The 25,975-nt window shown below is 68.0% G+C and carries 27 protein-coding genes and 2 pseudogenes; 15 read left to right on the top strand and 14 right to left on the bottom strand.

The window, feature by feature from the left end; genetic code table 11:
• Positions 1 to 19: 19 nt before the first annotated feature.
• Entirely contained in the window at positions 20 to 1,609 is a 1,590-nt protein-coding gene (locus ACNJ7E_RS11570) for a GMC family oxidoreductase (RefSeq protein WP_280782027.1), read from the top strand.
• A gap of 70 nt (positions 1,610 to 1,679) precedes the next feature.
• Here ACNJ7E_RS11570 and ACNJ7E_RS11565 read toward each other — a convergent pair whose 3' ends face one another.
• Entirely contained in the window at positions 1,680 to 2,270 is a 591-nt protein-coding gene (locus ACNJ7E_RS11565; RefSeq protein ID WP_283331229.1) for a C40 family peptidase, read from the bottom strand.
• A 245-nt stretch (positions 2,271 to 2,515) separates the two neighbouring features.
• On the opposite strand from ACNJ7E_RS11565, the gene ACNJ7E_RS11560 reads away from it, so the two are divergent.
• On the top strand, positions 2,516 to 3,343 hold the full coding sequence (locus ACNJ7E_RS11560) for an alpha/beta fold hydrolase (RefSeq protein ID WP_418339935.1): 828 nt from the start codon (positions 2,516 to 2,518) through the stop codon (positions 3,341 to 3,343).
• Between the two features lie 51 nt (positions 3,344 to 3,394).
• Here ACNJ7E_RS11560 and ACNJ7E_RS11555 read toward each other — a convergent pair whose 3' ends face one another.
• From ACNJ7E_RS11555 to ACNJ7E_RS11535, 5 genes are all read right to left on the bottom strand, one after another.
• Positions 3,395 to 4,351, bottom strand: a complete 957-nt coding sequence (locus ACNJ7E_RS11555) for a TauD/TfdA dioxygenase family protein (RefSeq protein ID WP_418339934.1) — start codon at positions 4,349 to 4,351, stop codon at positions 3,395 to 3,397.
• Positions 4,352 to 4,464: 113 nt separating this feature from the next.
• Positions 4,465 to 5,193: an IclR family transcriptional regulator gene (locus ACNJ7E_RS11550; RefSeq protein WP_280782031.1), complete on the bottom strand. Its 729-nt coding sequence runs from the start codon at positions 5,191 to 5,193 to the stop codon at positions 4,465 to 4,467.
• A 27-nt stretch (positions 5,194 to 5,220) separates the two neighbouring features.
• Positions 5,221 to 6,516, bottom strand: coding sequence for an LLM class flavin-dependent oxidoreductase (locus ACNJ7E_RS11545; protein WP_280782032.1), 1,296 nt, complete (start codon positions 6,514 to 6,516; stop codon positions 5,221 to 5,223).
• Between the two features lie 16 nt (positions 6,517 to 6,532).
• Complete coding sequence (locus ACNJ7E_RS11540; RefSeq protein ID WP_418339933.1) at positions 6,533 to 7,762, bottom strand: acyl-CoA dehydrogenase family protein; 1,230 nt, start codon at positions 7,760 to 7,762, stop codon at positions 6,533 to 6,535.
• 28 nt (positions 7,763 to 7,790) lie between these two features.
• Entirely contained in the window at positions 7,791 to 8,690 is a 900-nt protein-coding gene (locus ACNJ7E_RS11535; RefSeq protein ID WP_418339932.1) for an LLM class flavin-dependent oxidoreductase, read from the bottom strand.
• Between the two features lie 289 nt (positions 8,691 to 8,979).
• Here ACNJ7E_RS11535 and ACNJ7E_RS11530 point away from each other — a divergent pair, with 289 nt between their 5' ends.
• The 6 genes from ACNJ7E_RS11530 to ACNJ7E_RS11505 all read left to right on the top strand — a co-directional run bounded on the left by ACNJ7E_RS11530 (position 8,980) and on the right by ACNJ7E_RS11505 (position 14,463).
• Positions 8,980 to 9,318 carry a DUF3592 domain-containing protein gene (locus ACNJ7E_RS11530; protein ID WP_418339931.1) on the top strand — a complete coding sequence of 113 codons (339 nt, stop codon included), beginning with the start codon at positions 8,980 to 8,982 and terminating at the stop codon, positions 9,316 to 9,318.
• 125 nt (positions 9,319 to 9,443) lie between these two features.
• Positions 9,444 to 10,370, top strand: coding sequence for an LLM class flavin-dependent oxidoreductase (locus tag ACNJ7E_RS11525; RefSeq protein WP_418339929.1), 927 nt, complete (start codon positions 9,444 to 9,446; stop codon positions 10,368 to 10,370).
• Between the two features lie 148 nt (positions 10,371 to 10,518).
• Complete coding sequence (locus tag ACNJ7E_RS11520) at positions 10,519 to 11,535, top strand: methionine ABC transporter ATP-binding protein (RefSeq protein WP_418339927.1); 1,017 nt, start codon at positions 10,519 to 10,521, stop codon at positions 11,533 to 11,535.
• On the top strand, positions 11,532 to 12,224 hold the full coding sequence (locus tag ACNJ7E_RS11515; protein WP_061044416.1) for a methionine ABC transporter permease: 693 nt from the start codon (positions 11,532 to 11,534) through the stop codon (positions 12,222 to 12,224). Before ACNJ7E_RS11520 ends, ACNJ7E_RS11515 begins: the two co-directional genes overlap by 4 nt.
• Positions 12,225 to 12,262: 38 nt before the next feature.
• Positions 12,263 to 13,189, top strand: a complete 927-nt coding sequence (locus tag ACNJ7E_RS11510) for a MetQ/NlpA family ABC transporter substrate-binding protein (RefSeq protein WP_280782038.1) — start codon at positions 12,263 to 12,265, stop codon at positions 13,187 to 13,189.
• On the top strand, positions 13,189 to 14,463 hold the full coding sequence (locus ACNJ7E_RS11505) for an LLM class flavin-dependent oxidoreductase (protein WP_418339925.1): 1,275 nt from the start codon (positions 13,189 to 13,191) through the stop codon (positions 14,461 to 14,463). The genes ACNJ7E_RS11510 and ACNJ7E_RS11505 overlap by 1 nt, the downstream gene beginning before the upstream one ends.
• Positions 14,464 to 14,473: 10 nt before the next feature.
• On the opposite strand, the gene ACNJ7E_RS11500 is transcribed toward ACNJ7E_RS11505, so the two are convergent.
• Positions 14,474 to 14,914, bottom strand: coding sequence for a winged helix-turn-helix transcriptional regulator (locus ACNJ7E_RS11500; RefSeq protein ID WP_418339923.1), 441 nt, complete (start codon positions 14,912 to 14,914; stop codon positions 14,474 to 14,476).
• A 113-nt stretch (positions 14,915 to 15,027) separates the two neighbouring features.
• Between ACNJ7E_RS11500 and ACNJ7E_RS11495 the strand changes: the two genes are divergently transcribed.
• Entirely contained in the window at positions 15,028 to 15,936 is a 909-nt protein-coding gene (locus ACNJ7E_RS11495; protein ID WP_418339921.1) for an NADP-dependent oxidoreductase, read from the top strand.
• A 63-nt stretch (positions 15,937 to 15,999) separates the two neighbouring features.
• A complete protein-coding gene (locus ACNJ7E_RS11490) occupies positions 16,000 to 16,626 on the top strand; it encodes a class I SAM-dependent methyltransferase (protein ID WP_280782042.1) in 627 nt (208 codons plus the stop codon).
• A gap of 25 nt (positions 16,627 to 16,651) precedes the next feature.
• Here ACNJ7E_RS11490 and ACNJ7E_RS11485 read toward each other — a convergent pair whose 3' ends face one another.
• Positions 16,652 to 16,918 (bottom strand): helix-turn-helix domain-containing protein, encoded by a 267-nt coding sequence (locus ACNJ7E_RS11485; RefSeq protein WP_009474442.1) that lies wholly within the window; start codon positions 16,916 to 16,918, stop codon positions 16,652 to 16,654.
• A gap of 95 nt (positions 16,919 to 17,013) precedes the next feature.
• On the opposite strand from ACNJ7E_RS11485, the gene map reads away from it, so the two are divergent.
• Positions 17,014 to 17,802, top strand: a complete 789-nt coding sequence (map, locus tag ACNJ7E_RS11480; protein ID WP_280782043.1) for a type I methionyl aminopeptidase — start codon at positions 17,014 to 17,016, stop codon at positions 17,800 to 17,802.
• A 9-nt stretch (positions 17,803 to 17,811) separates the two neighbouring features.
• On the opposite strand, the gene ACNJ7E_RS11475 is transcribed toward map, so the two are convergent.
• Positions 17,812 to 18,390, bottom strand: coding sequence for a DUF899 family protein (locus ACNJ7E_RS11475; protein WP_418339962.1), 579 nt, complete (start codon positions 18,388 to 18,390; stop codon positions 17,812 to 17,814).
• A gap of 285 nt (positions 18,391 to 18,675) precedes the next feature.
• On the opposite strand from ACNJ7E_RS11475, the pseudogene ACNJ7E_RS11470 reads away from it, so the two are divergent.
• Positions 18,676 to 18,806 (top strand): annotated as a pseudogene (locus tag ACNJ7E_RS11470) (integrase); the annotation flags it as partial.
• A 41-nt stretch (positions 18,807 to 18,847) separates the two neighbouring features.
• On the opposite strand, the pseudogene ACNJ7E_RS11465 reads toward ACNJ7E_RS11470, so the two are convergent.
• From ACNJ7E_RS11465 to ACNJ7E_RS11445, 5 genes and pseudogenes are all read right to left on the bottom strand, one after another.
• Positions 18,848 to 20,653 (bottom strand): annotated as a pseudogene (locus ACNJ7E_RS11465) (zinc ribbon domain-containing protein).
• A 3-nt stretch (positions 20,654 to 20,656) separates the two neighbouring features.
• Complete coding sequence (locus ACNJ7E_RS11460; protein WP_418339920.1) at positions 20,657 to 21,076, bottom strand: recombinase family protein; 420 nt, start codon at positions 21,074 to 21,076, stop codon at positions 20,657 to 20,659.
• A gap of 380 nt (positions 21,077 to 21,456) precedes the next feature.
• Positions 21,457 to 22,167 carry a GNAT family N-acetyltransferase gene (locus tag ACNJ7E_RS11455; protein WP_418339918.1) on the bottom strand — a complete coding sequence of 237 codons (711 nt, stop codon included), beginning with the start codon at positions 22,165 to 22,167 and terminating at the stop codon, positions 21,457 to 21,459.
• Positions 22,168 to 22,178: 11 nt separating this feature from the next.
• The gene (locus ACNJ7E_RS11450; RefSeq protein ID WP_418339916.1) at positions 22,179 to 22,679 is read right to left on the bottom strand and encodes a flavin reductase family protein; all 501 of its coding nucleotides are present in this window, start codon (positions 22,677 to 22,679) and stop codon (positions 22,179 to 22,181) included.
• Complete coding sequence (locus ACNJ7E_RS11445) at positions 22,676 to 23,185, bottom strand: NADPH-dependent FMN reductase (RefSeq protein WP_029539406.1); 510 nt, start codon at positions 23,183 to 23,185, stop codon at positions 22,676 to 22,678. Before ACNJ7E_RS11445 ends, ACNJ7E_RS11450 begins: the two co-directional genes overlap by 4 nt.
• 199 nt (positions 23,186 to 23,384) lie before the next feature.
• Between ACNJ7E_RS11445 and ACNJ7E_RS11440 the strand changes: the two genes are divergently transcribed.
• Genes ACNJ7E_RS11440 through ACNJ7E_RS11430 form a run of 3 tightly spaced genes read left to right on the top strand, consistent with a single transcriptional unit; the run spans position 23,385 to position 25,939 of the window.
• The gene (locus ACNJ7E_RS11440; protein WP_418339914.1) at positions 23,385 to 24,257 is read left to right on the top strand and encodes a MetQ/NlpA family ABC transporter substrate-binding protein; all 873 of its coding nucleotides are present in this window, start codon (positions 23,385 to 23,387) and stop codon (positions 24,255 to 24,257) included.
• Positions 24,258 to 25,280 (top strand): methionine ABC transporter ATP-binding protein, encoded by a 1,023-nt coding sequence (locus ACNJ7E_RS11435; protein WP_418339912.1) that lies wholly within the window; start codon positions 24,258 to 24,260, stop codon positions 25,278 to 25,280.
• The gene (locus ACNJ7E_RS11430; RefSeq protein ID WP_418339910.1) at positions 25,277 to 25,939 is read left to right on the top strand and encodes a methionine ABC transporter permease; all 663 of its coding nucleotides are present in this window, start codon (positions 25,277 to 25,279) and stop codon (positions 25,937 to 25,939) included. Before ACNJ7E_RS11435 ends, ACNJ7E_RS11430 begins: the two co-directional genes overlap by 4 nt.
• Positions 25,940 to 25,975 lie beyond the last annotated feature (36 nt).

Genomic DNA, 25,975 nt, shown 5'->3' with positions numbered 1-25,975 from the left:
GTCGAAGTGGAGATGAACGATGAATCAGGAACTGTCTGTGGCCGACTACGTGATCGTGGGGTCGGGTTCGGCAGGTGCCGTGCTGGCCGACCGGCTCAGCGCCGACTCCGGCAGCGAGGTCGTGGTCCTCGAGGCCGGCGGTGAGGACAAGGACAAGTTCGCGCACATCCCCGCCGCATTCTCGAAACTGTTTCGCAGTGAGTTGGATTGGGACTACCTGACCGAGCCGCAACCCGGGCTCGACGGGCGGACGATCTACTGGCCGCGCGGCAAGATGCTCGGCGGCTCCTCGTCGATGAACGCGATGATGTGGGTGCGCGGGTTCGCCGCCGACTACGACGAGTGGGCCGAACTCAGCGACGACTCCTGGTCGTTCAAGGAAGTGGTCAAGTACTTCCGCCGCATCGAGAACGTGCAGGACGCGTCGGACGCCGACAGCGGAACCGGCGGACCGATCGTCGTCTCGCACCAGCGGAGCCCCCGCGCCCTCACCGGGTCATTCCTCGCGGCCGCCGAGGAGACCGGCTACCCCGTCGAACGGGCGAACACCACTCGGCCCGAGGGTTTCTCACAGACCATGGTCACGCAGAAGCGGGGTGCCCGGTGGAGTACCGCCGACGCCTACCTCCGGCCGGCGCTGAAACGGAAGAATCTGACCGTCCTCACCGGCGCCCAGGCCACCCGGGTGCTGTTCGAGGGCACCGCCGCCGTCGGCGTCGAGTACGAGAAGGACGGGGTGCGACGCACCGTCCGCGCCGCGAAGGAAGTAATCCTCGCCGGCGGGGCGATCAACTCCCCGCAACTCCTCATGCTGTCGGGCATCGGCGACGAGGCGCAGTTGCGCGAGCACGGAATCGCGGTGCAGCAGCACCTGCCGGAGGTCGGGAAGAATCTGCTCGACCATCTGGTGTCGTTCCTCGGCTACAGCGTCGACTCGGACTCGCTGTTCACCGCCGAGAAGATCCCCGAGCTTCTCAACTACCTGACCCGTCGCCGCGGCATGCTCACCTCGAATGTGGCCGAGGCGTACGGCTTCACGCGCAGTCGGGACGATCTGGCACTGCCCGACCTCGAGATGATCTTCGGGCCGGCGCCGTTCTTCGACGAGGGCCTCATCCCGGCAACCGGTCACGCCGCGGTGATCGGCACCATCCTCGTGAAACCCGAGAGTCGAGGCGAGATCTCGCTGCGGTCGGCGGATCCCCTCGCCAAGCCGATCATCGATCCCCGCTACCTCAGCGACAGCGGCGGCGTCGACCGGCGGGCGATGCTCGAAGGACTGCGCCTGTGCGACGCCCTCGCATCGGCTCCGGCGCTGAAGTCGAGGCTCGGCAACATGATTCGCCCGGCGGTCACGCCGAGCACGCCACTCGACGAGATTCTCGCGCGGGCACTGCAGGAGAATGCCCACACCCTGTACCACCCGGTCGGGACGTGTCGCATGGGCAGCGACAACGCGAGTGTCGTCACGCCCGACCTGCGGGTCCGCGGGGTCGACAAACTGCGCGTCGCCGACGCGTCGATCATGCCCGCCATCATCCGCGGGCACACCCACGCACCCTCCGTCCTCATCGGTGAGCGGGCGTCGGATCTGATCCGCAACTCGTAGGGCGCTTCGCGCCCCGTGCGCCTTTTTGGTAGCGCTGGCAACCAGAAAGGCGCACGGGCGGCGGAGCCGCCTAGTACCGGCGCGCCGCGTAGAACGGCATCGAATCGAGAGGCGCCTGCTTCACCGGCTGCCCGGACGTGGGTGCGTGGACGACCGTGCCGTTCCCGGCGTAGAGCCCGACGTGGTTCGCCCCGTTGAACAGGACGAGATCACCCGGTTGCAGGCTGCCCTTGTCGACGGGCGAGCCACCGTTCACCTGGTCGTAGGTGGTGCGGGGTACCGAGATGCCTGCCTGCTTGTACGCCCACTGCACCAGACCCGAGCAATCGAAGGCGTTCGGCCCGGTGGCGCCCCAGACGTACGGCGATCCGATCTTCGATTCGGCGGCCGCGAGAGCCTGCGCGCCGTGGGTGGACGGCAACGCCGGCGGGGCCGGCAGGGGTCCCGGGAGGGGCCCTGGGTTCGGAGCCGGAGCCGGAGCCGGAGGCACTGGCGGCACGCCTGGTACCTCGAACGTCCCAATCCCTGGGATCGTGATCGGCTCCGCTGCAGCGGGAGCAACGGGTAGCAGAAACGCTCCCACTCCCACACCGGCGGCGATCAGAAGACTGCCGGTCGAAAACTGCAGACGATTGCCCCGACGCAATCTATGCTTGGCCATTGAGCTGAGTCCTTCAATTCATGAGGTTCCGGCGACATCAGTGCCGCTCGGACGAGACGTTAGATAACATCCCGGTCACGGACTCAGCGGACAACGGCCGAATGGCCCATACACATACCTGTTTTCGCAATCCAGGTATATAACGATCAGATCTCGAACCGACCGGTCCGTCATGAAACCCCAGAAACAGGTATGCCTTCAGGCAATTCGGCCCGTTACCGAAGGCATGCGCGTCGTCCACGCTGTTGGGCGTGTCACTGATCCAGAACTCAGAACCCGAGATCTTCGGGGAACCCGCAGTTGCGGACGCCGCGACCCTCACCGTCGTGGGGCGCGGCTCGCCCGTCGTCTTCCTGCACGGATGGGGGCTCACCCCGCGGGTGTACGGCCGCAGCCTGTCGATGCTCGCCCAGCACGGGCACCGCGTCCTCACTCCGACGCTCCCCGGCTTCGGCGGAACTCCCGACCATCCGCCCGAGGCGCGGACCTTCGCCGGTTACGCGGCCTGGCTGGGACGGTTCCTGGACGAGGCGGGAATCAGCGAACCGATCACACTGGTCGGCCACTCCTTCGGCGGGGGCGTCGCCATTCAGGCTGCCCACGACCTTCCGGAGCGGGTCGCGCGCCTGGTGCTCGTCAACTCCGTCGGCGGTGGCGCCTGGTCGTCCGACGGCTGGGGAATCCGGCCCATCGGCGACAGGCCGCTGTGGGACTGGGGCGCGTCGGCCCTGGGTGAGGCGCTGTCGATCCGGACCATCACCCACACGGCCGCGTCACTCGTCAACGGCTTCCTGCCCAACACGCTGCGAGATCCCGGTGCGGTCTGGCGCACGGCACACCTGGCCAGACGGGCGGACCTGCGCCACGAACTCGGTGTCCTCGCCGACCGGGGCCTACCGGTGTCCCTCGTCTGGGGTCGCGGGGACCGGACGATTCCGCTCGCCAGCTTCGAGTCGATGCGGAAGGCACTCCGCAATCCGCCCGTCCTCACCGTGACGGGCGGCCACGGCTGGCTGATTCACGACCCCACCACGTTCGCCGATACCCTCCGACGGGCACTCCGCAGCCCGTGAGTGGTTGACGAGTGCAGAGACTCGTTAGCCACGCACGGGCGGCGGAGCCGCCTACTTCTCGCCGCGGAACGCCGCACCGGCGAGGGACGTGGACTCCTTGCCGTCGGGGCCGACGGGAACGTCGCCCTCGAGGGTGGTGCGGTACAGGACGCGGGTGACGTCGAGGTGGTCGAGGTCGGTGGGCGCGAGGTGGGCGGTGGCACGGTTGTCCCAGAATGCGAGGCTGCCCGGCGCCCAGCGGAACCGCACCGTGTAGGCGGGATTCGTCACCTCGGCGAACAGCAGGTCCAGCAGCCGGTCGCTCTGCGACGGCGAGATCCCGACGATCCGGCTGGTGAAACCGGGGGTGACGAACAGTGCCCGTTCCCCCGTCACCGGGTGCACTCGGACCACCGGGTGTTCGGTGACGAGCGGGTTCTCCCGCGTCTTCTGGGCGTAGCTGCTGTCCTCGGCCCACTGCGGGTGCCGTCCGCCGAACCGGTGCTCGGCGCGGAGACCGTCGACGAGTCCCTTCAGCGAGTCCGGCAGACCCTCGTATGCGGCGACGAGGTTCGTCCACTGGGTGTCGCCGCCCTGCTCCGGGACGATGTGGGCGCGCAGGATCGTGCCGGCAGGCGGGTTGATCAGCGCGGTGACATCCGTGTGCCACTTGTTGTCGTAGCTGTACTTCTTGCGCCCGAAGCGCTTCTCGTACTTGCGGCTGTCGACGGCGAGGATCTGCGGGAAACCGTCGGGGGCTTCGTCGTCGTACGGATGCGACGGCGTCACGTCACCGAACTTCCGCGAGAACGCGATCTGTTCGGCGTGCCCGATCTCCTGGTCGCGGAAGAACAGGACCTTGTAGCGGTGCAGGGCGTCGCGTACCTGCGCTACCTCGTTGTCGGCCAGTTCTTTCCGGAGGTCGATTCCGGAGATCTCGGCGCCGATGTGCCCGGCGACGGGGCGGACCTCTAGTGCGGTGTCGGCGGTCCGATCCGAATCGGCGGGCGCGGCGGTGGTGAGTGTCATGAGTACTCCTGGTTTCGGGCTGTATCGATACGTCGCGATCATCATCGAATTCCGAACCACGGTGCTACAACGGTATTTTCACAATGCGAAAAAGGTTCACCCTGAGTTTTTCCCTACCGGAACGCGGGAAATGCGGTTCCGGCCCCCGCGCCGATCCGCGCCGCGACGCCGCGCATCGGCGGCACGATCTCCCGCACCAGTTCGTCGGTGAGTCGCCGGCGCAGTGCCTGGACCCCCAACGCGCCTCGGGGCCGTCCCTCGGGGTCGAGAACGGGAACCGCGACGGCGAGCACGTCCCGGTTCTCCGAGGAGAAAGCCGCGGCGTACCCCAGCCGCCGGACCCGTTCGAGGTCGGAGGACGCCGTCACCGAACTGCTTCGCCGTGCGGACGCCGTGCCGAACGCCAGGATCGCCATCCCCATCGCGCTGCTCTGCAGCGGTTGGCGTGCCCCGGGCAGCTGATGCGTGCAGAACCGTTCGGGTGGGCGCGCCGAGAAGACGGTGACCGCGACGTCGTCCCTCGCGACCCCGAGGCTGGTCGTCAGCTTCACATGCGCGGCGAGCGAATACAGGTGCGGGGCGAACGATTCGGCGTCGAGACGCCCCAGCGACGGCACGGCGAGGGAGATCAGGCTCGGCCCCACCCGATAGCAGTCGGTCCGCTCGTCACGCTCGAGTAGTCCGCCGCGGACGAGGGCCTGCACGATGCGATACGCGGTGCTGACGGCCAACCCGGTACGGGCGGCGAGCGCGCTGACGGTCAGGTCGGTGGCCCCCTCGAAGCAGGCGAGTACCGCGATCGCCCGTTCCACCGCCTGCGAGCCCGACCGCGGTGACGTCACGAGCCCCTCCTTACCGTCTGAACGAACTCAGGCCGACCGGGCGGCGCCGTACTCGGGAAGCGGCACAGCAAAACGCTCACGCAGGGTCTTCTCCGCGTATTCGTGACGGAAGAGCCCCCGCTTGCGGAGCAGGGGCACCACTTCGTCGACGAAGGTGTCGAGTCCGGACGGCAACGCGTCGGGCATCAGGTTGAATCCGTCAGCAGCCTCGGCGCGGAACCACGCCTCGATGGTGTCGGCCACCTGTCCCGGTGTGCCGATCACGGCGCGGTGCCCGCCACCACCGTCCAACTCGCGAAGGAGCTGGGCCACGGTCAGATTCCGCTCACGCGCCAGCCCGACCACTGATTCGCGGAACCCGAGGGAACCCGCGAACGTCGCCGGGTCGGGCGGCCCGTCCAGCAGCGATGCCGGGATCGGCTGGTCGAGGTCGAGTTCCGCGAGCGGGACACCGAGGGTCAGACTCAGCCGGTCCCAACCGAACTTCGCGGGGACGTGGGTGCGGAGCTGTTCGTGTCGATCGACGGCCTCCGCTTCGGTCGAGCCGATGACCGTGATCAGCCCGGGCAGGATCTTCACGTCGTCGGGATTGCGGCCCGCCGCCCGCGCCACGTCCTTGACGTGCTTGTAGTGCCTGCGCCCGGCGTCGAGCGTCAGCTCCGCGGAGAAGACCCCGTGCGCGGTGCGTCCGGCGAGGTCACGGCCGGCGGGTGACCCGCCCGCCTGGATGAGGGGCGGCTGCCCCTGCTCCGACGACGGCACCCGCAATACGCCGTCGACGTCGAAGAATTCGCTGTGATGCGACACCGGGACACCGCTCCGGGCGCTCTCCCACAGCGCTATCACCACGCCGACGAACGCCTCGGCGCGGCGATAGCGGTAGTCGCGGTCCGGAATCTGGTCGAATCCGAAATTGGCCGCGGCCGTCGGCGAATACGTGGTGACCACGTTCCACGCCACCCGGCCGCCGCTCAGGTAGTCGAGGGAGAGGAAGCGCTCGGCGAGATCGCGCGGGTCGTTGAACGTGGTGGAGGCGGTCCCGATCAGGCCCAGGTTCTCGGTGGCCGTCGCCACGGCCGCCAGGATCACCGACGGTTCCAGCGCCCGGGTCGGCTTCACCCGGGGGTTCTCCCAGAAGCCGGGACCGTCGGCGAGGAAGAACGCGTCGAGGGTGCCACGCTCGGCGATCCGCGCGATCCTGGTGAAGTGATCGAGGTCGACGAACGAGTGCGCGTGCACGTCGTCGAGCGTCCACGCTCCGGGGGCGATTCCCACGTCGAGCACGTTCACGTTGAGCACCAGTTGGCGTCGGGATCTACTCACGGCAGTGCCTTCCGAATCAGAAGAATCCGGTGTCCGGAAGCGGGGTCTCGTTGACCACGAGGTCGCCGATCACCCGCGCCTTGTACACCGTCGGGTTGTGGGAGAACAGGGTTCGCAGGTTGCGCCAGTGCCTGTCCAGGTGCGCCGACTCCCGGGTGGCCGAGGCGCCGCCGACCTCGAACAGTCGGGTGGCCGCTCGGAGCGCGATGTCCTCGATGGCGACCTTCACCTTGGCGGCCAGTAGCGCGGCCTCCTGCTCGAGTCGGGCGTCGACGCCGGAGGTGCGCGCGACGTCCGCGGCCACATCCTGTGCTGCGGCGGCCGCCCGGACCACGGACTCCGCCGCGAAGGCGGCCGCAGAGAGGGTTCCGACGATCTCGAGCAACTGCGGGTCGTGCCGTGGTTCCTCGGCGACTGCGAACACGAAGCTGCGCCCCCGGCCGCGGATCAGCTCGGCGGACTCGGTCGTGACGGTGCGGAGGATGCCCGCCGCGATCGCATGAAGGTACAACTGGGGAAGCGCCTGCCGCGGCCGGGTCTCCTCGTCGCCACCGCGGAACGGCAGCGTCTCGGGCTCCTCGACGGCGACGTTCTCGAACACCGTCGTCCCGCTGCCGGTGTGGCGCTGGCCGATTCCGTCCCAGTCGTCCTTGTGGACGATGCCCGCCCGGTCGGCGGGAACGATGGCGCTGAGCGCCTTGCCGTCCGGGAGGTTGGCGGAGACCCGGATGAAATCGGAGTACAGCGAACCGGTGCTGTAGAACTTGACCCCGTTCAGGCGGTATCCGCCGGGATCCGGTGTCAGAGTGGATTCGAAACTGTAGGAGCCGACGGCGCGGGTGCTCAGTTCCGAGGATGCGCCACCGAACAGTGTGCCCGACAGGATCTCCGGCAACCATGCGTCCTTGCGCTCCGTGCGTGGGGCCCGCAGCACTTCCTCGACGAACGCGTAGTGGACCCTGACGATGTGTGGCACATCGGGATCGGCCTCGGCGAGGTCGATCACCAAATCGAAGAGATCCTGCAAGGTGTAGCCACCGCCGCCGTGTTCCCGCGGCACCCGCACGGCCCCGAGCCGGTGTTCGCGGATCAACTCGACGGCCCGTTGCGGGCCCTCGGTCCCGCCACGGGTGCGCCGCCGCGCGGCGTCCTCGGCGATCTCGGCGATCACAGCCGCAAGTTCGGCGGAGCCGCGGGCCGGCGGACGCACCGCCTCCGGCGCGGGGGCCTCGGATACCGCTGTCATGGTGAATCTCCTGTCTTCGGTGGAATGCTCAGCTGACCGGGAACGCGCTGCGGCCGCCGGACAGTACGGTCTCCGCCGCCTGCAGGCCCAGGCGGTCACGCAGGGTGCGCCGCGGGTCCTGGAGGATCGGTTCCCGCCGTACCGCGCCGAGCAGGGCGGGCAGGGTTGCCGTGGTGGACACTCGGAAGACGACACCGTCGGCCTCCGTCGCCAGAGGGGAAACGCCGCCGGGCGCCCAGTGCCGGTCGATCAGCAACACCTGGTCACGGGCGGCATCGGGGTCGAAGTGCGCCCGATAGCGGCGCACCGCATCCTCGTCCGCGAGGATCACGGCGTCGGCCGTGCGCCGCGCCGCCACCAGTTCGGCCTCGTTCGCGGGGCGCCAGAAGACGGGCGGCTTGCGTTGCGGTGGCTCGGGGACGTTGAGGGGGCCCGACACGGAGAACGTGCCCGCATGATCGATGTAGACGATCCGCTCGGATTCCGCGAAGATGCCGCGCTCGGCGTCGTCGACGATGCTGTCGGCCGGCCAGCTCTCCCACAACTTCCGGACCACCGACACGGCATCGACCGCCGCGTCCACCGGGGCTGACCCGATCAGCCAGCCGACCCTGCCGTGGGATCCGTGGTCGAGCGAGCCGAGCCGGCGCGCGAGATTGAACGGGTGATCGCGGACTGGGGCACCGGCCACCACCAGTCCGACCGACGTCGTGTGACGTGCCAGGACGGTGGCGGCCACGGTCGCATCGATCGTCGCGTGACTCGGCTGCCCCGCGTCCAGGCGGTCACCGCCGAGAACGACGAAGTCGATTCCCGACTCGTCGATGCCGCGCCCGAATTCTTCTTGCCGCGCCGGCTGCCTCGGGTCGAGCAGTTCGGTGACGACTGCGGCGTCGACGTGCAGTCCGACGACGGAATGTCGGCTCATGACGGTTCCCCTTTCCGCGATAGTCGTTACCTTCCCAGAGCATCGCTCACGGGACGAGCGTTGCGCTCAGTCTGATTCTGGACGTGTGGCAACATGAAACTTTTTGTCCCCCATCATCAGTCACTTGCGTTCCGTCCACGTCTCGTAGAACCAGGGCACGGAGTTGGCCGCGTTGCCGAAGTCGTGGATGTGCGGAGCGGGAATCGAACGAGACGCGCAGGTTCCTTGTTCCGCTCACGCTGCGGAGAAGGCTGTACGACACACCGACGCGGGCCGTACCGTCGCCCGTGTGATCACCGTCTGGATCATCGCGGGTGCGTTCCTCCTGTTCCGTGGGGTTCCGGGCGTCCTCGCGCTGTGGAGATCCCGGTCGTGGACCGGGTCCGAGTGCTCGGTCGTCGATGTACGACCGCCGATCACCTACTCGTATCGGGTCGGAAGCGACGAATTCGTCGGTCAGCGGCGGACATTCGATCCCGGATCGACGCTCGGCGCCTCGCTGTCCGACGCAGGTAGGGGCGAATTCGTTGTCGGACAGTCCCTCTGGCTGTGGTACGACCCGCGGGATCCGCGGTCCAGCGTCCTCCGGCGCAGTGCGTCCGTATCGATGTTGCTGGTGATCCTGTGACTGACGTCCCTCACCCTCGCGACATCCACCCTCTTCTCAGGAGATACCCCTTGACAATCCGGCAGCAGGACCGCTGACCTGGAGTCACGACAGCAGACCCTCGAACCGACAACGGGAGACCTCCGATGAGTGTGATCCAGCGCAGCAGGACCTTCCACGGACTCGCACTCGGTGAGCGCCTGCTCGTCGACGCCATTCGCCGCGGCCGGATCGACGAACTCGCCGCATTCATCACCCGCACGGGCGCGGACTTCGTCCTGCTCGGCGTCGAGCGGGTGTCGCGGACCGCTCCGCGGCCCACCGCCGCCCTGTCGCCCAGCGTGTCCGCCGCAGCACTGATCGCCGCCACCGACGACGTCGGTGTGTTCGTCACCGCGGTTCCCCACCTCGACCACCCGTACAACCTGGCTCGCCGGCTCGCATCGCTCGATCACACCAGCCGCGGCCGGGTCGGCTGGCTCACCGGTGTGGAAGACCGATCGGCGCCGGGAAACCTGGCTTCGGCGGGGGTATGGATCGATGCCAGGCCGAGTCCCGCAGCCACGACCGATGCGATCCACGCCTCCCGCACGCTGTGGGAGAGCTGGCCGGCCGACACGATCCGTGGGCGCCCGCACGACGTGCGTTTCGCGGATTCCGACCGGATCGTCTACGCCGACCACCGCGGGGTCTTCGACATCGCCGGCCCCCTCAACGTGCCCACCCCGCCGCAGCAGAAGATTCCCGTCGCGTGGTGGGCGCAGGACGGCGACGACATCGTCTCCGCCGCCGAGGTTTCCGACATCGTCGTGCTGGACGGCAGCCAGGTCGACCGTCACGGGCAGGCTGTGCGCGAACGCGCCTTGCTGTTCGTCGTCGACGATCCCGGCGCCACCGAGGTGGACGGTCACATCGCGACCGTCACCGACCTCGACGCCGGGTTCGCCGCGTGGCCGAGGCCGGCTCGGCCACGCGGGTACCGGCAGCGGTCGCTCCGGGCGACGCTGCGGCTGCCTGAACCGGCGCCGGCGCCTGCCCACCGCCGTCCGGTCTACCCAGGCGCGCAGAACTAGCCGCCCTTCTGATCAAGTCGATTCTTAGGCATGACTTTCCGTTCACTCACGCCTATCGTTTCCGGAATCCACCGGCCCGTCCGCGGGCCGGGATTTTCCGTCCCGACGGCCGACCCGAGGTGCCGTCATCCGACACAGGTGGTTCAGCATGATCGAAGTCCGTTCCGTCACGAAACGATTCGGGAAGGGATCCCGTTCCGTCGAAGTGCTCCACGACATCGACTTCTCCGTCGGCACCGGCCAGATCGCGGCGGTGATCGGCCAGAGCGGTGCGGGCAAGACCACGCTGTCGCGCATCATCAGCCTGCTGGAGCGTCCCTCCGAGGGCCGCATTCTGCTCGACGGCACCGACGTGTCGGGACTGTCCGAACGCCTGCTCCGGGATCAGCGTCGCGCGATCGGCACGATCTTCCAGGCGTCGAGCCTCCTCGCCCGTCGCACGGCGGCCGAGAATGTGGCCCTGCCCCTCGAATTCGCCGGTGTGGGCCGCTCCGAGCGGCGGGCACGGGTGGCGGAACTGCTCGAGCGGGTCGGTCTGTCCGACAAGGCCGACCTCTACCCCCGGCAGCTGTCCGGCGGGCAGCGGCAACGCGTGGGGATTGCCCGGTCGCTGGCACTCGCCCCCAAGGTCCTGGTGTCGGACGAGGCGACGTCGGGGCTCGATCCCAACACCACGCGATCGATCCTCGCGTTGCTTCGTGAACTGCGCGATGACCTCGGGCTGACGATCGTGCTGATCACCCACGAGATGGATGTCGTCCGGCAGGTCGCGGACGTCGTCACCGTCCTCGACGCGGGGCGGGTGGTGGAATCGGGCCCGGTGATCGAACTCCTCCGGGATCCCCGGTCCGAGCTCGGCGTCGGCCTCCTCCCCGACCGTTCCCACATCACCGCGGCGGACCGGGACGTGCTCTGGCACGTCACCTACGGCTCCGACACCGTACCCACCAACTGGATCGAACTTCTCGGCAAGGCCACCGGCCGGTCGATCGGGGTGCTGTCCGGGACCGTGGAATCGGTCGGCGGACGCCCGGCGGGGCGGGTCACCATCTCGGTGGCCGGTGAGCATCCGTCCGTCGGCGACCTGCTGTCGTCGTGGGGCCTGCACGGAACCCGGGTCGACGCCGCCGCATCCGCGCGTACCACAGAGGAGGCCGCGGCATGAGCGCCCCGGGCACTGTCGTTCTCGCCATCTCGACTCCGGTCGAGGAACTTCCCGAGCTGTTCCTCCCCGCCCTGCAGCAGACCGTGCAGATGGTCGGGATCACGGTGATCCTGGCCATCCTGCTGGGCACTCCGCTGGCGGTCATCCTGCACAACACCGCTCCCCGCGGGCTGTTCCCCAACCCGGCGGTGAACGCGGTGGCGGGCTGGGTGGTCAACCTCGGCCGATCACTTCCCTTCCTGGTGCTGATGGCCGCCATCATTCCGTTCACCCGGTTCATTGTCGGCACGTCGCTCGGGGTGCAGGCCGCGGCGGTTCCGATGACGCTGGCCGCGACACCGTATGTCGCGCGTCTGATCGAGAATTCGCTGCGGGACGTTCCCCCCGAAGTGGTGGAAGTGGGCCGGGCCTCGGCCGGGTCGAACTTTCAGATCATCCGCAAAGTGCAACTCCACGAAGCGGTCCCGACGATCATCGGCGCCCTGACCATCGCGCTGATCGGCATCCTCGACATGTCGGCGATCGCGGGAGCGGTGGGCGCAGGCGGCATCGGCAACCTCGCCATCGCCTACGGCTACAACCGTTTCGACAACACCGTGATGATCACGACGGTCATCGCGCTCGTGGTACTGGTCCAGGTCATCCAGCTCGTCGGCGACCTGGCCGCCCGCCTCACCAACCGGCGCTGAGCCTTCCTTCACATTCACCCAGATCAGAGGACACACCCATGACGACTCGACCCCGCTCGGTGACGCGCGCCCGTGCTGTGGCGGCAGGCGGACTGACGGCCACCCTGCTTCTCCTCCTCACCGCGTGCGGCGCGGCCGGGGGCAACGACCGAACCGAGGGCGACGGCCCGCAGACCACGTTCAAGATCGGATACACCGCCGGATCGATCCTGGACGAGAAGCTCGCCAAGGAAGTCGCGAAACTCGCCCCCGACCACGGCATCACCGTCGAACCCGTGCAGATCGAGGATTCGAAGCTCAAGAATCTCGCGGTCTCCCAGGGCGACATCGACGCCAACCACAGCCAGCATCAGGAGTGGATGCGCGTGCAGAACGAGGACGGCAACCTCGGACTGTATGCGGCCGGAGACTGGTACGTCCTCAAGTTCTCGGGCTATTCCGAGAAGTACGGCAAACTCGAGGATCTCCCGAAGGGCGCGAAGGTCGCCATCCCCGACGACCCGTCGAATCAGGCGCAGGCACTGCAGACCCTGCAGGACCTCGGCCAGCTGACCCTGAAGGACGGTGTCGACCCGTCGCGCGTGACCATCCGCGACGTGAAGGACAACCCGAAGTCGTTCGAGTTCACCGAGGCCGCGCTGGCGCAGTTGCCGCGCACGCTGCCCGACGTCGACCTGGCACTGGGCTGGCGGTCCAACTTCGACCTCGCCGACGTCCCCGACGACAAGATCGTCTTCAACGCCCCCGCGTACGAGTTGTACTGGATCGAGGTCGTCATCAACGAGAAGAACAAGGACAACCCCGACTTCGCGCCGCTGCTCGACACCTACCACGACCCGCGGATCGGCCAGCTCATCGACAGCGACCCGTTCTTCTCCCGGGTGGCGCAGAGCATCGAATCGGCACGGGCCACCGACCGCAGCCAGACCAACATCGACGGCGCGGCCGCGCAGCCGGCCGGCTGATGCCCGCGCAACGAGAGGTCATCCTCAACGTCAACGTGCTGGACGTGGGTTTCCACCCGTCCGCGTGGCGGGCTCCGGACCTGCACCCGACGTCGTTCATCGACCCGGACTACTACACCGAGGTCGCGAAAATCGCCGAGCGCGGCACCCTCGACGCGCTGTTCCTCGCGGACGGTCCTGCGCTCCGCGAGGATCCCGCCGTCAAGCCGACGCGGGCCCTCGAACCCACCACCGTGCTCGGGGTGGTGGCGAGCGCGACGGAACACCTCGGGCTGATCGGCACGGCGTCGACGACGTTCAACGATCCGTTCGACCTGGCGGACCGATTCCTCTCCCTCGACGTCGTGTCCGGCGGACGGGTGGCGTGGAATGTGGTGACCACGTTCCACGCCGGAACCGCCCACAACTTCGGTCTCTCCCGGATTCCCGACCGCGAGTCGCGGTATCGCCGGGCCACGGAGTTCGTGGACGTCGTCACCGCGCTGTGGGAATCGGCGACGACCCGGGTCCCGGTGCACCACGACGGGGAGTACTTCCACGTTCACGGCGCACTGCCCGTGCCGCCGTCGCCGCAGGGCCACCCCCTGCTCGTGCAGGCCGGCGGCTCACCGCAGGGCCGCGCGCTGGCAGGTCGCAGCGCCGACGCGGTGTTCTCGGCGGAGCTCACGCTCGACTCCGCGCGTCAGCACTACCGGGACGTGAAGGATGTCGCCCGCGCAGCCGGTCGGGATCCCCAGGCGGTGAAGATCCTTCCCGGGCTCGTCACGGTGGTGGGTAGCACCGAGGCCGAGGCGATCGCCCGGTACGAGGACTGGGAATCCAAGGCCGCCGACGGTTTCTCCGCCGAACGGCTCGGCGGCATGCTCGGCGTCGACCTGAGCTCGCTCGACCCGGACCGGCCGATCCCGGAGGAGTTGCTTCTCGCCCCGGTCGATCCGTCGTTCTCCGGCTCGCTCGGGTTCCGGGAGGCCGTCGTGCGGCTGGCACTCGAGAGCCGGTACTCGGTGACCGAACTGCTTCGCAAGGCGGGCGGCTTCGGCCACCGGCTGGTCGTCGGCTCACCCGAACAGATCGCCGACACCATCGACGAATGGTTCCTGGCGGGCGCGGCGGACGGATTCAACCTGATGCCGGACGGATTCCCCTCCGGGCTCACCGATTTCGTCGATCACGTCGTGCCGATCCTCCGCGCGAAGGGGATCTTCCGGCACGAGTACGCCGAATCCACCCTCCGCGAACGCTTCGAGGGTGCTCCGCTCCCTGTGAGTGGTTAGGTTCAGCACGCTAGCCGACGCGGGTGTCGTACGAGTTTCTGTTGGCAAGCACCTCGTCCATGTGCGCCTCCGCCCACGCCTTGATCCCCCGGATGACGGAGTGGAGCGAGAGTCCGAGGTCGGTCAGCTCGTAGGTGACCGTGACAGGCACGGTCGGCGTCACCGTGCGGGTGAGCAGGCCGTCGCGTTCGAGGGAGCGCAGCGTCTGGGTGAGCATCTTCTGGCTGACTCCGGCCAGCCGGCGAGACAGCTCCGAGTAGCGCATCCGCCGCGACTCGCCGACGCAGTCTTCGCCCGGGTGTGGGCCGTCGCTGCCCAGCGCGGCCAGGACCAGCGTCACCCACTTGTCGGAGATCCGGTCGAGGAGCTGGCGGCTGGGGCAGGTCGCCAGGAACGCCTCGTACTCCACCTTCGCCTGCGCCCGCTCCTGGGCCGCCGTCGTTGTCGGCATCGACCGCTCCTTCCCGTGCGGTGACCTACGCACCCTGAAGTGCGTACTTCCCATTGGAGAGTAACCCCTCCATCGTGGAGTTGCAGCACAAATCCCGGTCCACAGGAGGCAACATGTCCACCACCTTCCGCACCGCCGTCGTCCGCACCCCGGGCGGTCCCGACTCCATCGAGATCATCGACGTACCCGTCGTCGAGCCCGGGCCGGGCCAGGTCCGGGTCGAGATCGCCGGGGCCGCGGTCAACCCCGTCGACCTGGCGCTCGCCGCCGGGGTGTTCCACCGGCTCGGGCTGATCGCCCAACCCGACCACACCGGCCTGGGCTGGGACTTCGCCGGTACCGTCACCGCGGCTGGTCCGGACGTCGACATCCCTGTCGGCAGCCGCGTCGCGGGGCTGGTCGCCGGGTTCGACCGCGACTTCGGCACGTACGCCGAGCAGCTGACCGTCCCGGCGAGCGACACCGCTCCGGTGCCGGACGGCCTCGACCTGACCACCGCCGCAACGGTTCCGCTCAACGGCCTGGCTGGAGACCAGCTGGTCGACCTGCTCGGTGACGGTGGAGGCCGGAGCCTGCTGGTGACCGGGGCCGCTGGGGCGGTCGGGGCGTACGTCGTGACACTCGCCCAGGACCGCGACTGGCGGGTCACCGGACTCGCCCGCGCCGAAGACGAGAGACTCGTCCGGGGCCTCGGCGCCGACTTCACCACGCAGGCGGCGCGCGCTTGGGACGCGGTAGCCGACTGCGCCGCACTCCAGGAACAGGGCCTCACACTGGTTCGCGACGGCGGCCTCTTCGTCGGCGTGCAGCCTGGCGCGGCACCGGCAGAGGAACGCGGAGTCACCGTCCGGGTGCTGGTGGCGCAGCCCGACGGTGCCCGGCTCGCGCAGCTCCTCGACTCCACTGCGAGCGGCCACCTGACGGCGCGGGTGCACGCCGTCGTACCGCTCGATCGGGTGGCCGACGCCCACCGCGCGGTCGCGCGGGGCGGCGTACGCGGGAAGTACGTCCTTCAGCCCTGATCTTCGCCATCCCGGCCGCAACGTTCCAGGGATGGCGCTCGACTTTCCGCAATGATCGACGGCATGGAGAACACGAGCGCCGCACCATGCGACACGATACGAGAGTCCTACTCGGCCAGATCCCAGGAGTACACGGACCTCTTCGGCTCCGTGAGTTCGACACACCCCTCCGATCGGGCCCTGGTGCGCAGCTGGGCCGCCACCCTGACAGGTCCGGTAGTCGACGCCGGGTGTGGTCCGGGGCAGTGGACGGATTTCTTGGCCGAGTGCGGACTGGCGGCGAGCGGGATCGATCTGGTTCCCGAGTTCGTCGAACGAGCTCGCCTGCAGTATCCCCACCTCTCCTTCGACATCGGCGGCTTCGAGACAGTGGACGCCGCGAACGAATCACTCGGTGGTGTGCTGTCGTGGTACTCGCTCATTCACCACAGTCCGCAGGACATCCGGACTCCGCTCGCCGAGTTCGCGCGCGTGATTCGGCCGGGCGGCGGGTTGTTGGTGGGCTTCTTCGAAGGAGCAACCGTAGAGACCTTCGACCATGCCGTGACCACTGCCTATCGGTGGCCCGTGGCGGAACTCGGCCAGGAGTTGGTCACGGCCGGCTTCGAGGTGATCGAGACCCATACACGAACGGGGAGCGGCCACAGGCCGCACGGCGCCATCACCGCACTCCGGCAGCACACCCGGTGAGATCCCTTCTCGGGCTGGAGAATTGCTACCCGGTTTGCCGGAGGCCGGTACGGGCAAGGCAGATGTCGGCAAGCTCGTCGAGCGACAGGGGAAGCACCCGGGCGAGGGCCGCGACAGTCGTGAATGCGGGTGTCGCCATCCGCCCGGTCTCGATCTTGCGCAGAGTCTCCGGGGAGATCCCCGCCTCCTGCGCAACCTCGGCGAGGGTGCGATCCCCGCGCGCCTGCCGTAGCTGAAGACCGAGGCGCTTACCTGCGGCCAGCTGTTCCGGAGTCAAAGGAAGACGCACCATGCGAGCAGTCTAACTCCGCAGCGGTATGAAAATACCTATACATCGTCTAGGGTGGTATTTTAATACCGATTTTGGCCTATCAGGAGGAGTAATTGGTGCTGGAACTGAAAACACCACAGGAGATCGCTGCGATGGACGTCACCGGCACGTTCATCGCCGAGTTGCTCGACGATCTCGAACACCGCGCGGGCCCGGGTGTGAATCTGCTCGAGCTCGAAGAACGCGCCCGCCAGCTGATCGCCCAGCGCGGCGCCACGTCGTGCTACTGGGACTACGCGCCGTCATTCGGGCGCGGGCCGTTCCGCAACGTCATCTGCCTGTCGGTCAACGACGCCGTACTCCACGGCCTGCCGCACGACTACGTGCTGCAGAACGGAGACCTGCTGAGCATGGACATCGCAGTGTCCATCGACGGGTGGGTCGCCGACTGTGCCCGCAGCATCATCGTCGGTGATCCACGACCCGAGGACGAGCGCCTCATCGCGGCCACCGAGAAGGCCCTGACAGCCGGCATCGCCGCCGCCGTACCCGGCAACCGGCTGGGCGATATCTCTGCCGCGATCGGCGCGGTCGCCGCCGAGTACGGGTACCCGGTCAACACCGAGTTCGGTGGTCACGGGCTCGGACGAACCATGCACGAAGATCCGCACGTATCGAACACGGGACGTGCGGGCCGGGGACTCACACTGCGCCCGGGACTGACCCTCGCCCTCGAACCGTGGTTCGCCGCCGGCACGGACAAAATCGTCTACGACCCCGACGGGTGGACCATCCGCTCGGCCGATGGATCGCGCACCTCGCACAGCGAACACACCATCGCGATCACCGACGGCGCGGCGCTCGTGCTCACGCGCCGGGAACACGTCGCCGCATCCGCACTGTGATCAGTGGCGTCAGCGCCCGGTGGCGCCGACGTCGTCGGAGCGTCCGGATTCGAGGCGGGACCATTGCGCGGTGGGCCGTCCGTCGGTGCGCATGATGTCCCCCGTGCCGGGCTCCCAATGCTGGGGCCAACCGCTCGGCGAATCCTCCCACGTTTCCTGACGGCCGTACGCGGTCATGTCGAGCAACCCGTACGTCGGAGCCATCGGTTCCAGACCGCGGCCGGTGGTCCAGAACGTCTCGAACACCCTGTCATCCTGTCGCAGATAACAGACCAGAGGCGCCGGGGACCGTGGGCGATCGCCGAGCAGGGCATCCGCCGCATCCTGCGCGGAATACCATGGCACGTCCCAACCCATGAAGTCGCGGTAGCGGACGCTCACGTCGTACGGTCCCTGGCACAGCGTGGCGTACGTGACGTCGCGCGAGTGCAGGTACGACAGCTCGCGCACCTGGCCGTTGAAGAATGTGCAGCCCTCACATTGTTCGGCCGCGGGGTGGCCGGCGTGCCACATGTGGAAGTACGCGATCAACTGGCTGCGGCCCTCGAACACGTCCAGCAGCGGGACCGGCCCGTGCGGGCCGACCAGACCGGTGGCGGGGTCCAGGATCGCGATCTGCGGCCAGTCCGTGCTCGCCGCGTCGGGCGCGGTGACTGTAAGCGGTCATGTAATTCCCCAGGTTTAGGGGTTTGTCCGTCACGTAATTCCCCACCCTCGGGGCGTGTCGGCCGGGGTTCCGGCGCTGCTGCAGGTTCGCTCCTGACTGGGCCACCGACAACGGGCCCGGGAAGGGGCCTGACGGTGGCAAGGAGAACGTGGACGATGACCGATCTGATGGAGTTGTTCCGGCACTGACATGCCGGCCGGTCCTAGCTGCAGATCTCGACGGCCCTGGGAATCGACCGCAAGACCATCCGGAATACCTGGCACCCGCGTTGGCGGCCGGACTGACGCCCGGCAAGGGCGGCAAGTTCGACGAGGCGCTCTGGCGGGAGCTGATCGCCGGGTAATTCCCGGAGGTCGGGCAGATCCTCCCACCAAGCGTCTACATAGATCTCATACTTCCTACCACTGACGTGGCTGGCGTGGGAGATGGATGTACTTCACGGCTACCCGTAACTCGCTGCGGTGTTGCGGGTTCTACCGTGTCCCACACCGACGCTTATGGCGCAGGAACAATCTTTATCTGATTCACCCCCACCGGCGGTGTCGCGGCGGGAGCACTACGACGGACACGGCGATGCCGCGGCCGGCTCGGAGTGGGACACATTTTGTCGCGGCATCGGCGCACCGGCGCATGCTCGATCACCCGGATCTGCGGATTCTCCCCGCGCTTCCGAATGACTTGTCCGCGCCCCAGCAATGCCCGTTTGGCCAGGTTCACGGCCGCCACATGGTCACGATTTCCGCCGACTGTGCACCGCACACACCATGCCCGGTGGTAACCACCCGGCCGCGTGAGCGGTTCGTCGCAGCCCGGACACAACGCCGAGGATCCGCGTGCGGGCACGGACACCACCGCCACACCGACACCGGCGGCGGTGTGGGTGAGAGCGTCGACGGCTTTGCGGCGGGCTGATTGCGCTGCCCGATTGTTGTTCACGCGCCCGTGCCCGCGGGTTTCGAGGGTGGTGAGGTCTTCCACCGCGATCACCGTCGCCCCCGCCGCGGCGGCGTAGTCGGTGACCTGGCGGCCGAAGTGAAACGCCAGTTCCCGGTTGATCTTTCCCCGTTTGACGCCGACAGCGGTTCGGTGCCCGTCGAGGACGGCGATCTTCGCGTCGAGTTGTGCTCGGACCTCGGGGGGTGCGGTCGCGGCCAGCTGGGTCAAGCGAGCAGCTTTGCGGTGCAGCAGTTGACCTTCGGTCTGTAGGCGGGCCAGCTTGATCCCGAGGCCTCGGTCGTCGTAGGTCCAGCCCCGGTAATCCGACGACAACCCGGCCGGTTCCTCTGCCACGATGGCGGCGGCACCGAGTGTGGACGGGGACCAGTCCACGCCCACTGCGGTCGTTCCCGATGTCAGATCGGCGGCGGGGACCGTGTCGGTGGCGGCGCACCGCAACAGCAGACCTCGGTGGTCGAGGACCAGGGTCGGTAGATGCCACTCGGTGATCGGCCGCCGGTGCAGGTGCGGTGGGATCGCGGTGGTCATCCGGACTCGTCGCCACTGGGCGCGTCCTTCCGGGGCGGGGGTGGTGGGCAGTGTGACGGTCAACGTCATGACGGCGTCGGTGACGGTGAGGTGTGCGAGTTGTCGATCCGCTGCGGAAAGCCGAGCCATCGCCGAGGTCTGGGGTGGCGCTTGCACGTCGGTGATCCGCAGGCGCTCCTCTGCCGGGCCGGCGGTGCGGTGTGAGCGCGCGGTGAGCTGCCGCACCACGCCTCGGGCGAATCCGGGCGGGACGTACTCCGCGGCCGTCGTGGGTGCGGCGAGGCGGCCGGTGGCCGGGTCGAACCGGGCCGACAGTGCCGTGATCGCGGTATCCCGGTATGACAGAGCCCGCAAAGTGCCTACCGCCTGCGCGGTCACCACCCGCGTGACACGCGACGGAACGTAGACACCGTCCGGGTAATGCGGGGTCCAGCCGAGACGCGCAGCCGCGACATGCCCGTGCCTCGGGAGTTTCCGGCCGTGGCTGTCACGACCGGTAGCGAGAACATCGAAGGTGGCCGGTTGCCACAGCCGCGACAGCAGGTGCGCTTCGGCGCCCGAGATCAGGCCGAGCATCCACCCGACACGAACGTCGACGTCGTCGAGCCCGATCGGCGCACCGGTCGCGTCATCGACAGCCAGGTAGGGGCGGGTGGTGAACGAGAACTGCCGCAGCGCAGTGAATCCGGCATCGGCCATCAGCTAGCCCCTCTCCCACCGTGCCGGCGCATCGCCGAAGAAGCCGACGTTGACTCCGCTTCGACCACAATCGGTGAAGCGGCCGGAAAACGAAGCGAGCACTGCCATGAAGTCATCCAACAGCTCCTCTACCAGCGACGTGTCCTCATATTCACGCCGGGCCTCGACCTTAACGCCGACCACCGACAGGTAACGCTCGATCCACGCCACCGGCAAACCGAGCCAACTGATCCCGCCACACCACTCGCAGCACCGTGAAATGACCCTGGCTGCGTCGTCGAGCATCCGATTCAGTCCCGGCCGGGTCTCCCTCAGACCTGAACCACGATCGGTGTAGACCCGGTACACGGTGCCGGTGGCACTCACACGCAGCATCTTCTCCTGATTGGCGCGCGAGGATTCCTGCCCGGTCGAGCCGGACACCTGGCAGTACAACGCTTCCGCCCTGTCGGCCCGAACACTCTCCGGTGCAGGCCGACCAGGTACACGTCGAGATCCTCCCAATCGACAACTCGCTGAACAGAACCCGTCCGCCGAGACGGTAACCGGACCCCCGACGCGGCCTTCCGGACCCCCACCGACATGTTCAGGTATACCGCCGCCTCGCCGATGCGCACGATCCGATGACAGCAGGACGAATGAGGAAGTATTAGATATTCCGTCAACAGTTGGGAGCCTGATGCACCGGATCCGCCGCGAGCTCCTCGTTCGTCGGCGATACCGACTCATCGTCGCAGATCAGTAGCACGTACTTCATACCTGCGATTTTGCCTGACCGGTGTCACGGCGGGCGCCGGATCGGCCTACGCCGGCGTCCGGACGACGGTGAGCGCGGACTGCTGGCGGAGGGTGAAGCCGAGACTTTCGTACAGGCGGATCGCCGTCGTGTTCGACTGCGCGGCGTGCAGGAACGGTCTTTCCCCGCGAGCGCGGATACCTGCTCCCACGGCGCGCACGAGCCGGGCACCGAATCCGCGGCCCCGGAAACGCTCATCGGTGCAGACCGCGCTGATCTCCGTCCACCCGGGCGGATGCAACCGCTCGCCCGCCATGGCCACCAGTTCACCGTCGACACGAAAACCGAGATACGTCCCCATCTCGACGGTCCGCGGAAGATACGGTCCGGGCCGGGTGCGGCCGATCAGGTCCAGGATCTCGGGGACGTCCGCCGCGCCGAGCACCTCGGCGTCGGGGTCCGGTGCGACGTCCAGCGCGGTGCCGTCCATCTGGACCAGGCCGAAGGAGTCCACGACCTCCCAGCCCTGCGGCGGGGTGTGCCCGAATCCGCGCAGCGCGGCCGTCGACGACGACCCGAGCAGTGCCGCGAGATCCGCCCAATCCTCGTCGCCCAGCGTCGCCGGGTGGCCCACGTGCGGCGCGACGTCCGGGTGGTACCGCGCCACCCGGCCCGACCATGTGGCGAAATGCGCGTGCGCCCCGCGAAGGGATTCACGGATGGCGTCGTCCAGGGGATGAACGTCCGTATCGGCCGGCGCCGTCAGTTCCGTGGTCATCTCACCCCGTGTCAGGACGCGACGGTGCGCAACCAGCGGAACCGGCTGCGGTGGAACACGATCGGCTCGATCTCCGACTGCACCCTGAGCTCGTTGATCCGCAGGACCACGATCGCGTGATCCCCCGCGGGCACCTGCTGGGTGACGGTGGTGTCCAACCACACCGATGCTCCGTCGATGAACAGCGCACCGCCGTCGGTGGTTTCGGTGTCGAGGCCCGCGAACCGGTCGCCGGTCTTCGCGGCGAGCACACGGGCGGCGGCGTCGTGCGCCTCACCGAGCACGCTGATCCCGATGTGGGCGAGGTCCGCGAGTTTCGGCCATGTGGTGGACGTGTTCTGCACGCAGAACGCGACCAGCGGCGGCTCCAGCGACACGGGCACGAACGTGCTCGCCGCCATCCCGACGCGCTCACCGTCCACTTCGGCGCAGACGGCGACGACGCCGCTCGGGAAATGTCCGAACGCCTCCCGGAGCGAAGTCTTGTCCAGTGTGCCGTCTGCCTGCGTCATGAGAGTTCCGTCCGGGTCCGGGCCGCCGCGGTCAGGATCGAACCCCACCGCTCGGCGTAGTCGGCGATGCGCGTGTCGGTCGTGTAGGTGGTGTCGATGAGGTACAGGCCGGGAGCGGGGGCCGTCGCGCCGAGTTCGACGAGCACCGGCTTGAGCAGCAGGTCCGGCGCCATGGCGTGCGCGGGCCCGGCCCCGAGCATCAGCGGCACGACCACGACGTCCTTCAGGCCGTCTCCGGTCGCGAACTGGTCCAGGAACAGCTTCAGCACGCCCGTGTACGACGCCTTGAACGTCGGGCTGGCGAACACGACGAGGTCCGACGACGCCACCGTCTCCACGGCCGCCGCGACCTTGTCGTCACCCCACCCGAGCAGACCCGCCCCGAGTTCGATCACGTCGACCGTGGAATCCGCGGCGGCACCCGTGACCGCGGTCGCGACCAGACCGGCTGCATCCAACGTCCGCGAACCGGGCTTGGGATTGCCCGCCACTACCGTTACCTTCATCGCTACATCACCTCTCGCGTGTCTACCCTGCCACCCTAGAGCACGCAGCCGGTCCGGTCGAATACCGCAGGGCAGGAACGGAAGTCGGGACACTCCCCTTCGAATCACGGCGATCCGAACCATTCCGCGAGGCACGCGGAGGCGCTACCTTGCCCGTGGCCACACTCCGTGGTCATCCGATCGATCGTGGGGATTTTCCGTGAAGTTCAGCCGTTCTCTCGCCCTTGCCGCCGTGCCACTCCTGGCGGCACTGACAGCGTGCTCCGGTGGATCCGGCAGCGCCGACGGCGACACGGTCCGGATCGGAACCACCGAGGCCAGCGACCGCTCGTGGGAGATCTTCGAGGACAAGGCGAAGGACGCGGGTATCACGCTCGACGTCGTGAACTTCTCCGACTACTCGCAGCCGAACGTCGCCCTGTCGCAGGGGCAGATCGACGCCAATCTCTTCCAGCATCTGCAGTTCCTCGGCGAGTACAACACCGGCGCGGACGACGACCTCACCCCGATCGGCGCCACCCAGATCGTGCCGCTCGGCCTGTACTCGCAGAAGCACCGGAGCCTCGCCGACATTCCGCAGGGCGGCGAGATCGCGATCCCCAACGACCCCAGCAACCAGGCTCGTGCCCTGTTCGTGCTGAAGGGCGCCGGCCTGCTCACGCTGACCGGCGACAACCCGTCCCCCACGCCCGCCGACATCGACACGGCTGCGTCCAAGGTGAAGGTAACCCCGGTCGACGCCGCCCAGACGGCGCTGTCGCTCGCATCCGTCGACGGCGCGATCGTCAACAACACGTTCCTCGAGCGTTCGGGCATCGACCCCCAATCGGCTCTCTACAAGGACGACCCGTCCAGCCCCGCCGCCGAGCCGTACATCAACACGTTCGTCACCCGCGCCGAGGACAAGGACAACGCGACGTACCTCGAACTCGTGAAGATCTGGCACGACCCCGAGATCCAGGCCGCCGTGCGCGAGGAGTCGAAGGGAACGTCGGTCGAGGTGGAACGCGACGGTGCCCAACTGCAGCAAATCCTGTCGCGGGTCGAAGAGGGAATCCGTTCGGCCAAGTAGATGACACCGATCGTCCGATTCGAATCCGTCACGAAAACCTTCCAGTCGGGAAAGAAGACCCTCACCGCTGTCGACGCCGTGGATCTCACCATCGAGAGGGGTGAGATCTTCGGGGTCATCGGCTACTCGGGCGCCGGGAAGAGCACGCTGGTTCGGCTGATCAACGGCCTGGAACGCCCGACCAGTGGGCGTGTCGTCGTCGACGACGTCGACATCACCGCACTGTCGGAATCGAAACTCCGGCACGTGCGCGCGAAGATCGGGATGATCTTCCAGCAGTTCAACCTGTTCCGCTCGCGGACCGTCGCCGGGAACGTGGCCTACCCCCTCGTCGTGGCCGGCTGGCCGCGACAGAAGCGCCGCGAACGCGTCGCCGAACTCCTCGAGTTCGTGGGCCTCTCCGACAAGGCACGGGCCTACCCCGACCAGCTGTCCGGCGGACAGAAGCAGCGCGTCGGGATCGCCCGCGCGCTCGCGACGTCGCCGGACCTGCTGCTCGCCGACGAGTCCACCAGCGCCCTGGACCCGGAAACCACACAGGACGTACTCCGCCTGCTCCGCAAGGTGAACCGGGAACTCGGGGTCACGATCGTGGTGATCACGCACGAGATGGACGTCGTCCGGGCCGTCGCGGATCGTGTCGCCGTGCTGGCGGAGGGTCGCGTCGTGGAACTCGGCACGGTGTTCGACGTCTTCTCCGAACCCCAGGCGCCGGCGTCGAAGAGCTTCGTGAGCACGATCCTGCGTAACCGCCCGGAGCCCGCCGACCTGGAACGGCTGCGGTCGCGTTTCGGTGGCCGGATCGTCACCGCCGACGTGCGGGACGGCAGCCGGATCGGCGACGTCCTCTCCGACGCGGGCGGGCACGGCGTCCGGTTCGAGATCGTCTACGGCGGCATCACCACCCTGCAGGACCGCTCGTTCGGCAGTCTCACGCTCGAACTCGTCGGTCCCGACGACGGCGTCGACGACGTGATCCGCCGGTTGCGGACCGTCACCGACGTCGAGGAAGTACAGGCATGACCACGAACTGGGACAAGCTGCGCCCCGTACTGTTCGAATCCATCGGCACCACCATCTACATGGTGGTGATCACCCTGGTGGTCGGTGGACTGATCGGGCTCGTGGTGGGCACGCTGCTGTATGCCACGCGGAAGGGCGGGATTCTCCAGAACACGGCCGCCTACACGGTGCTGAACATCCTGGTGAACATCGTCCGGCCGATTCCGTTCATCATCCTGCTCGCCGCACTGGGGCCAGTGACCCTCGCCGTGGTGGGCCGGACCATCGGAACCGAGGCCGCGATCTTCGTGATGATCGTCGCGTCGTCGTTCGCCATCGCACGCATCGTGGAACAGAATCTGGTGACCGTCGACCCCGGCGTGATCGAGGCTGCCCGCGCGATGGGCGCGGGACCCCTGCGGATCATCGTCACCCTGCTGATCCCGGAAGCCCTGGGCCCGTTGATTCTCGGTTACACATTCGTCCTCATCGGCATCGTCGACATGTCCGCGATGGCGGGGACGATCGGCGGCGGCGGACTCGGCGACTTCGCCATCGTCTACGGCTACCAGCGATTCAACTGGCAGGTGACCCTCGTCGCCACCCTCGTCATCATCCTGCTCGTCCAGGCCTCCCAGTTCTTCGGCAACTGGCTGGCGCGAAAGGCACTGCGCCGCTGACCCGTGAGTACTTGTTAACCGCGGGCGGTTAACAAG

It is taken from the genome of Rhodococcus mengyinensis, from assembly GCF_048381435.1.
Lineage (GTDB): Bacteria > Actinomycetota > Actinomycetes > Mycobacteriales > Mycobacteriaceae > Rhodococcus_F > Rhodococcus_F opacus_D.
This window is presented reverse-complemented; position numbering and strand designations above follow the sequence as displayed.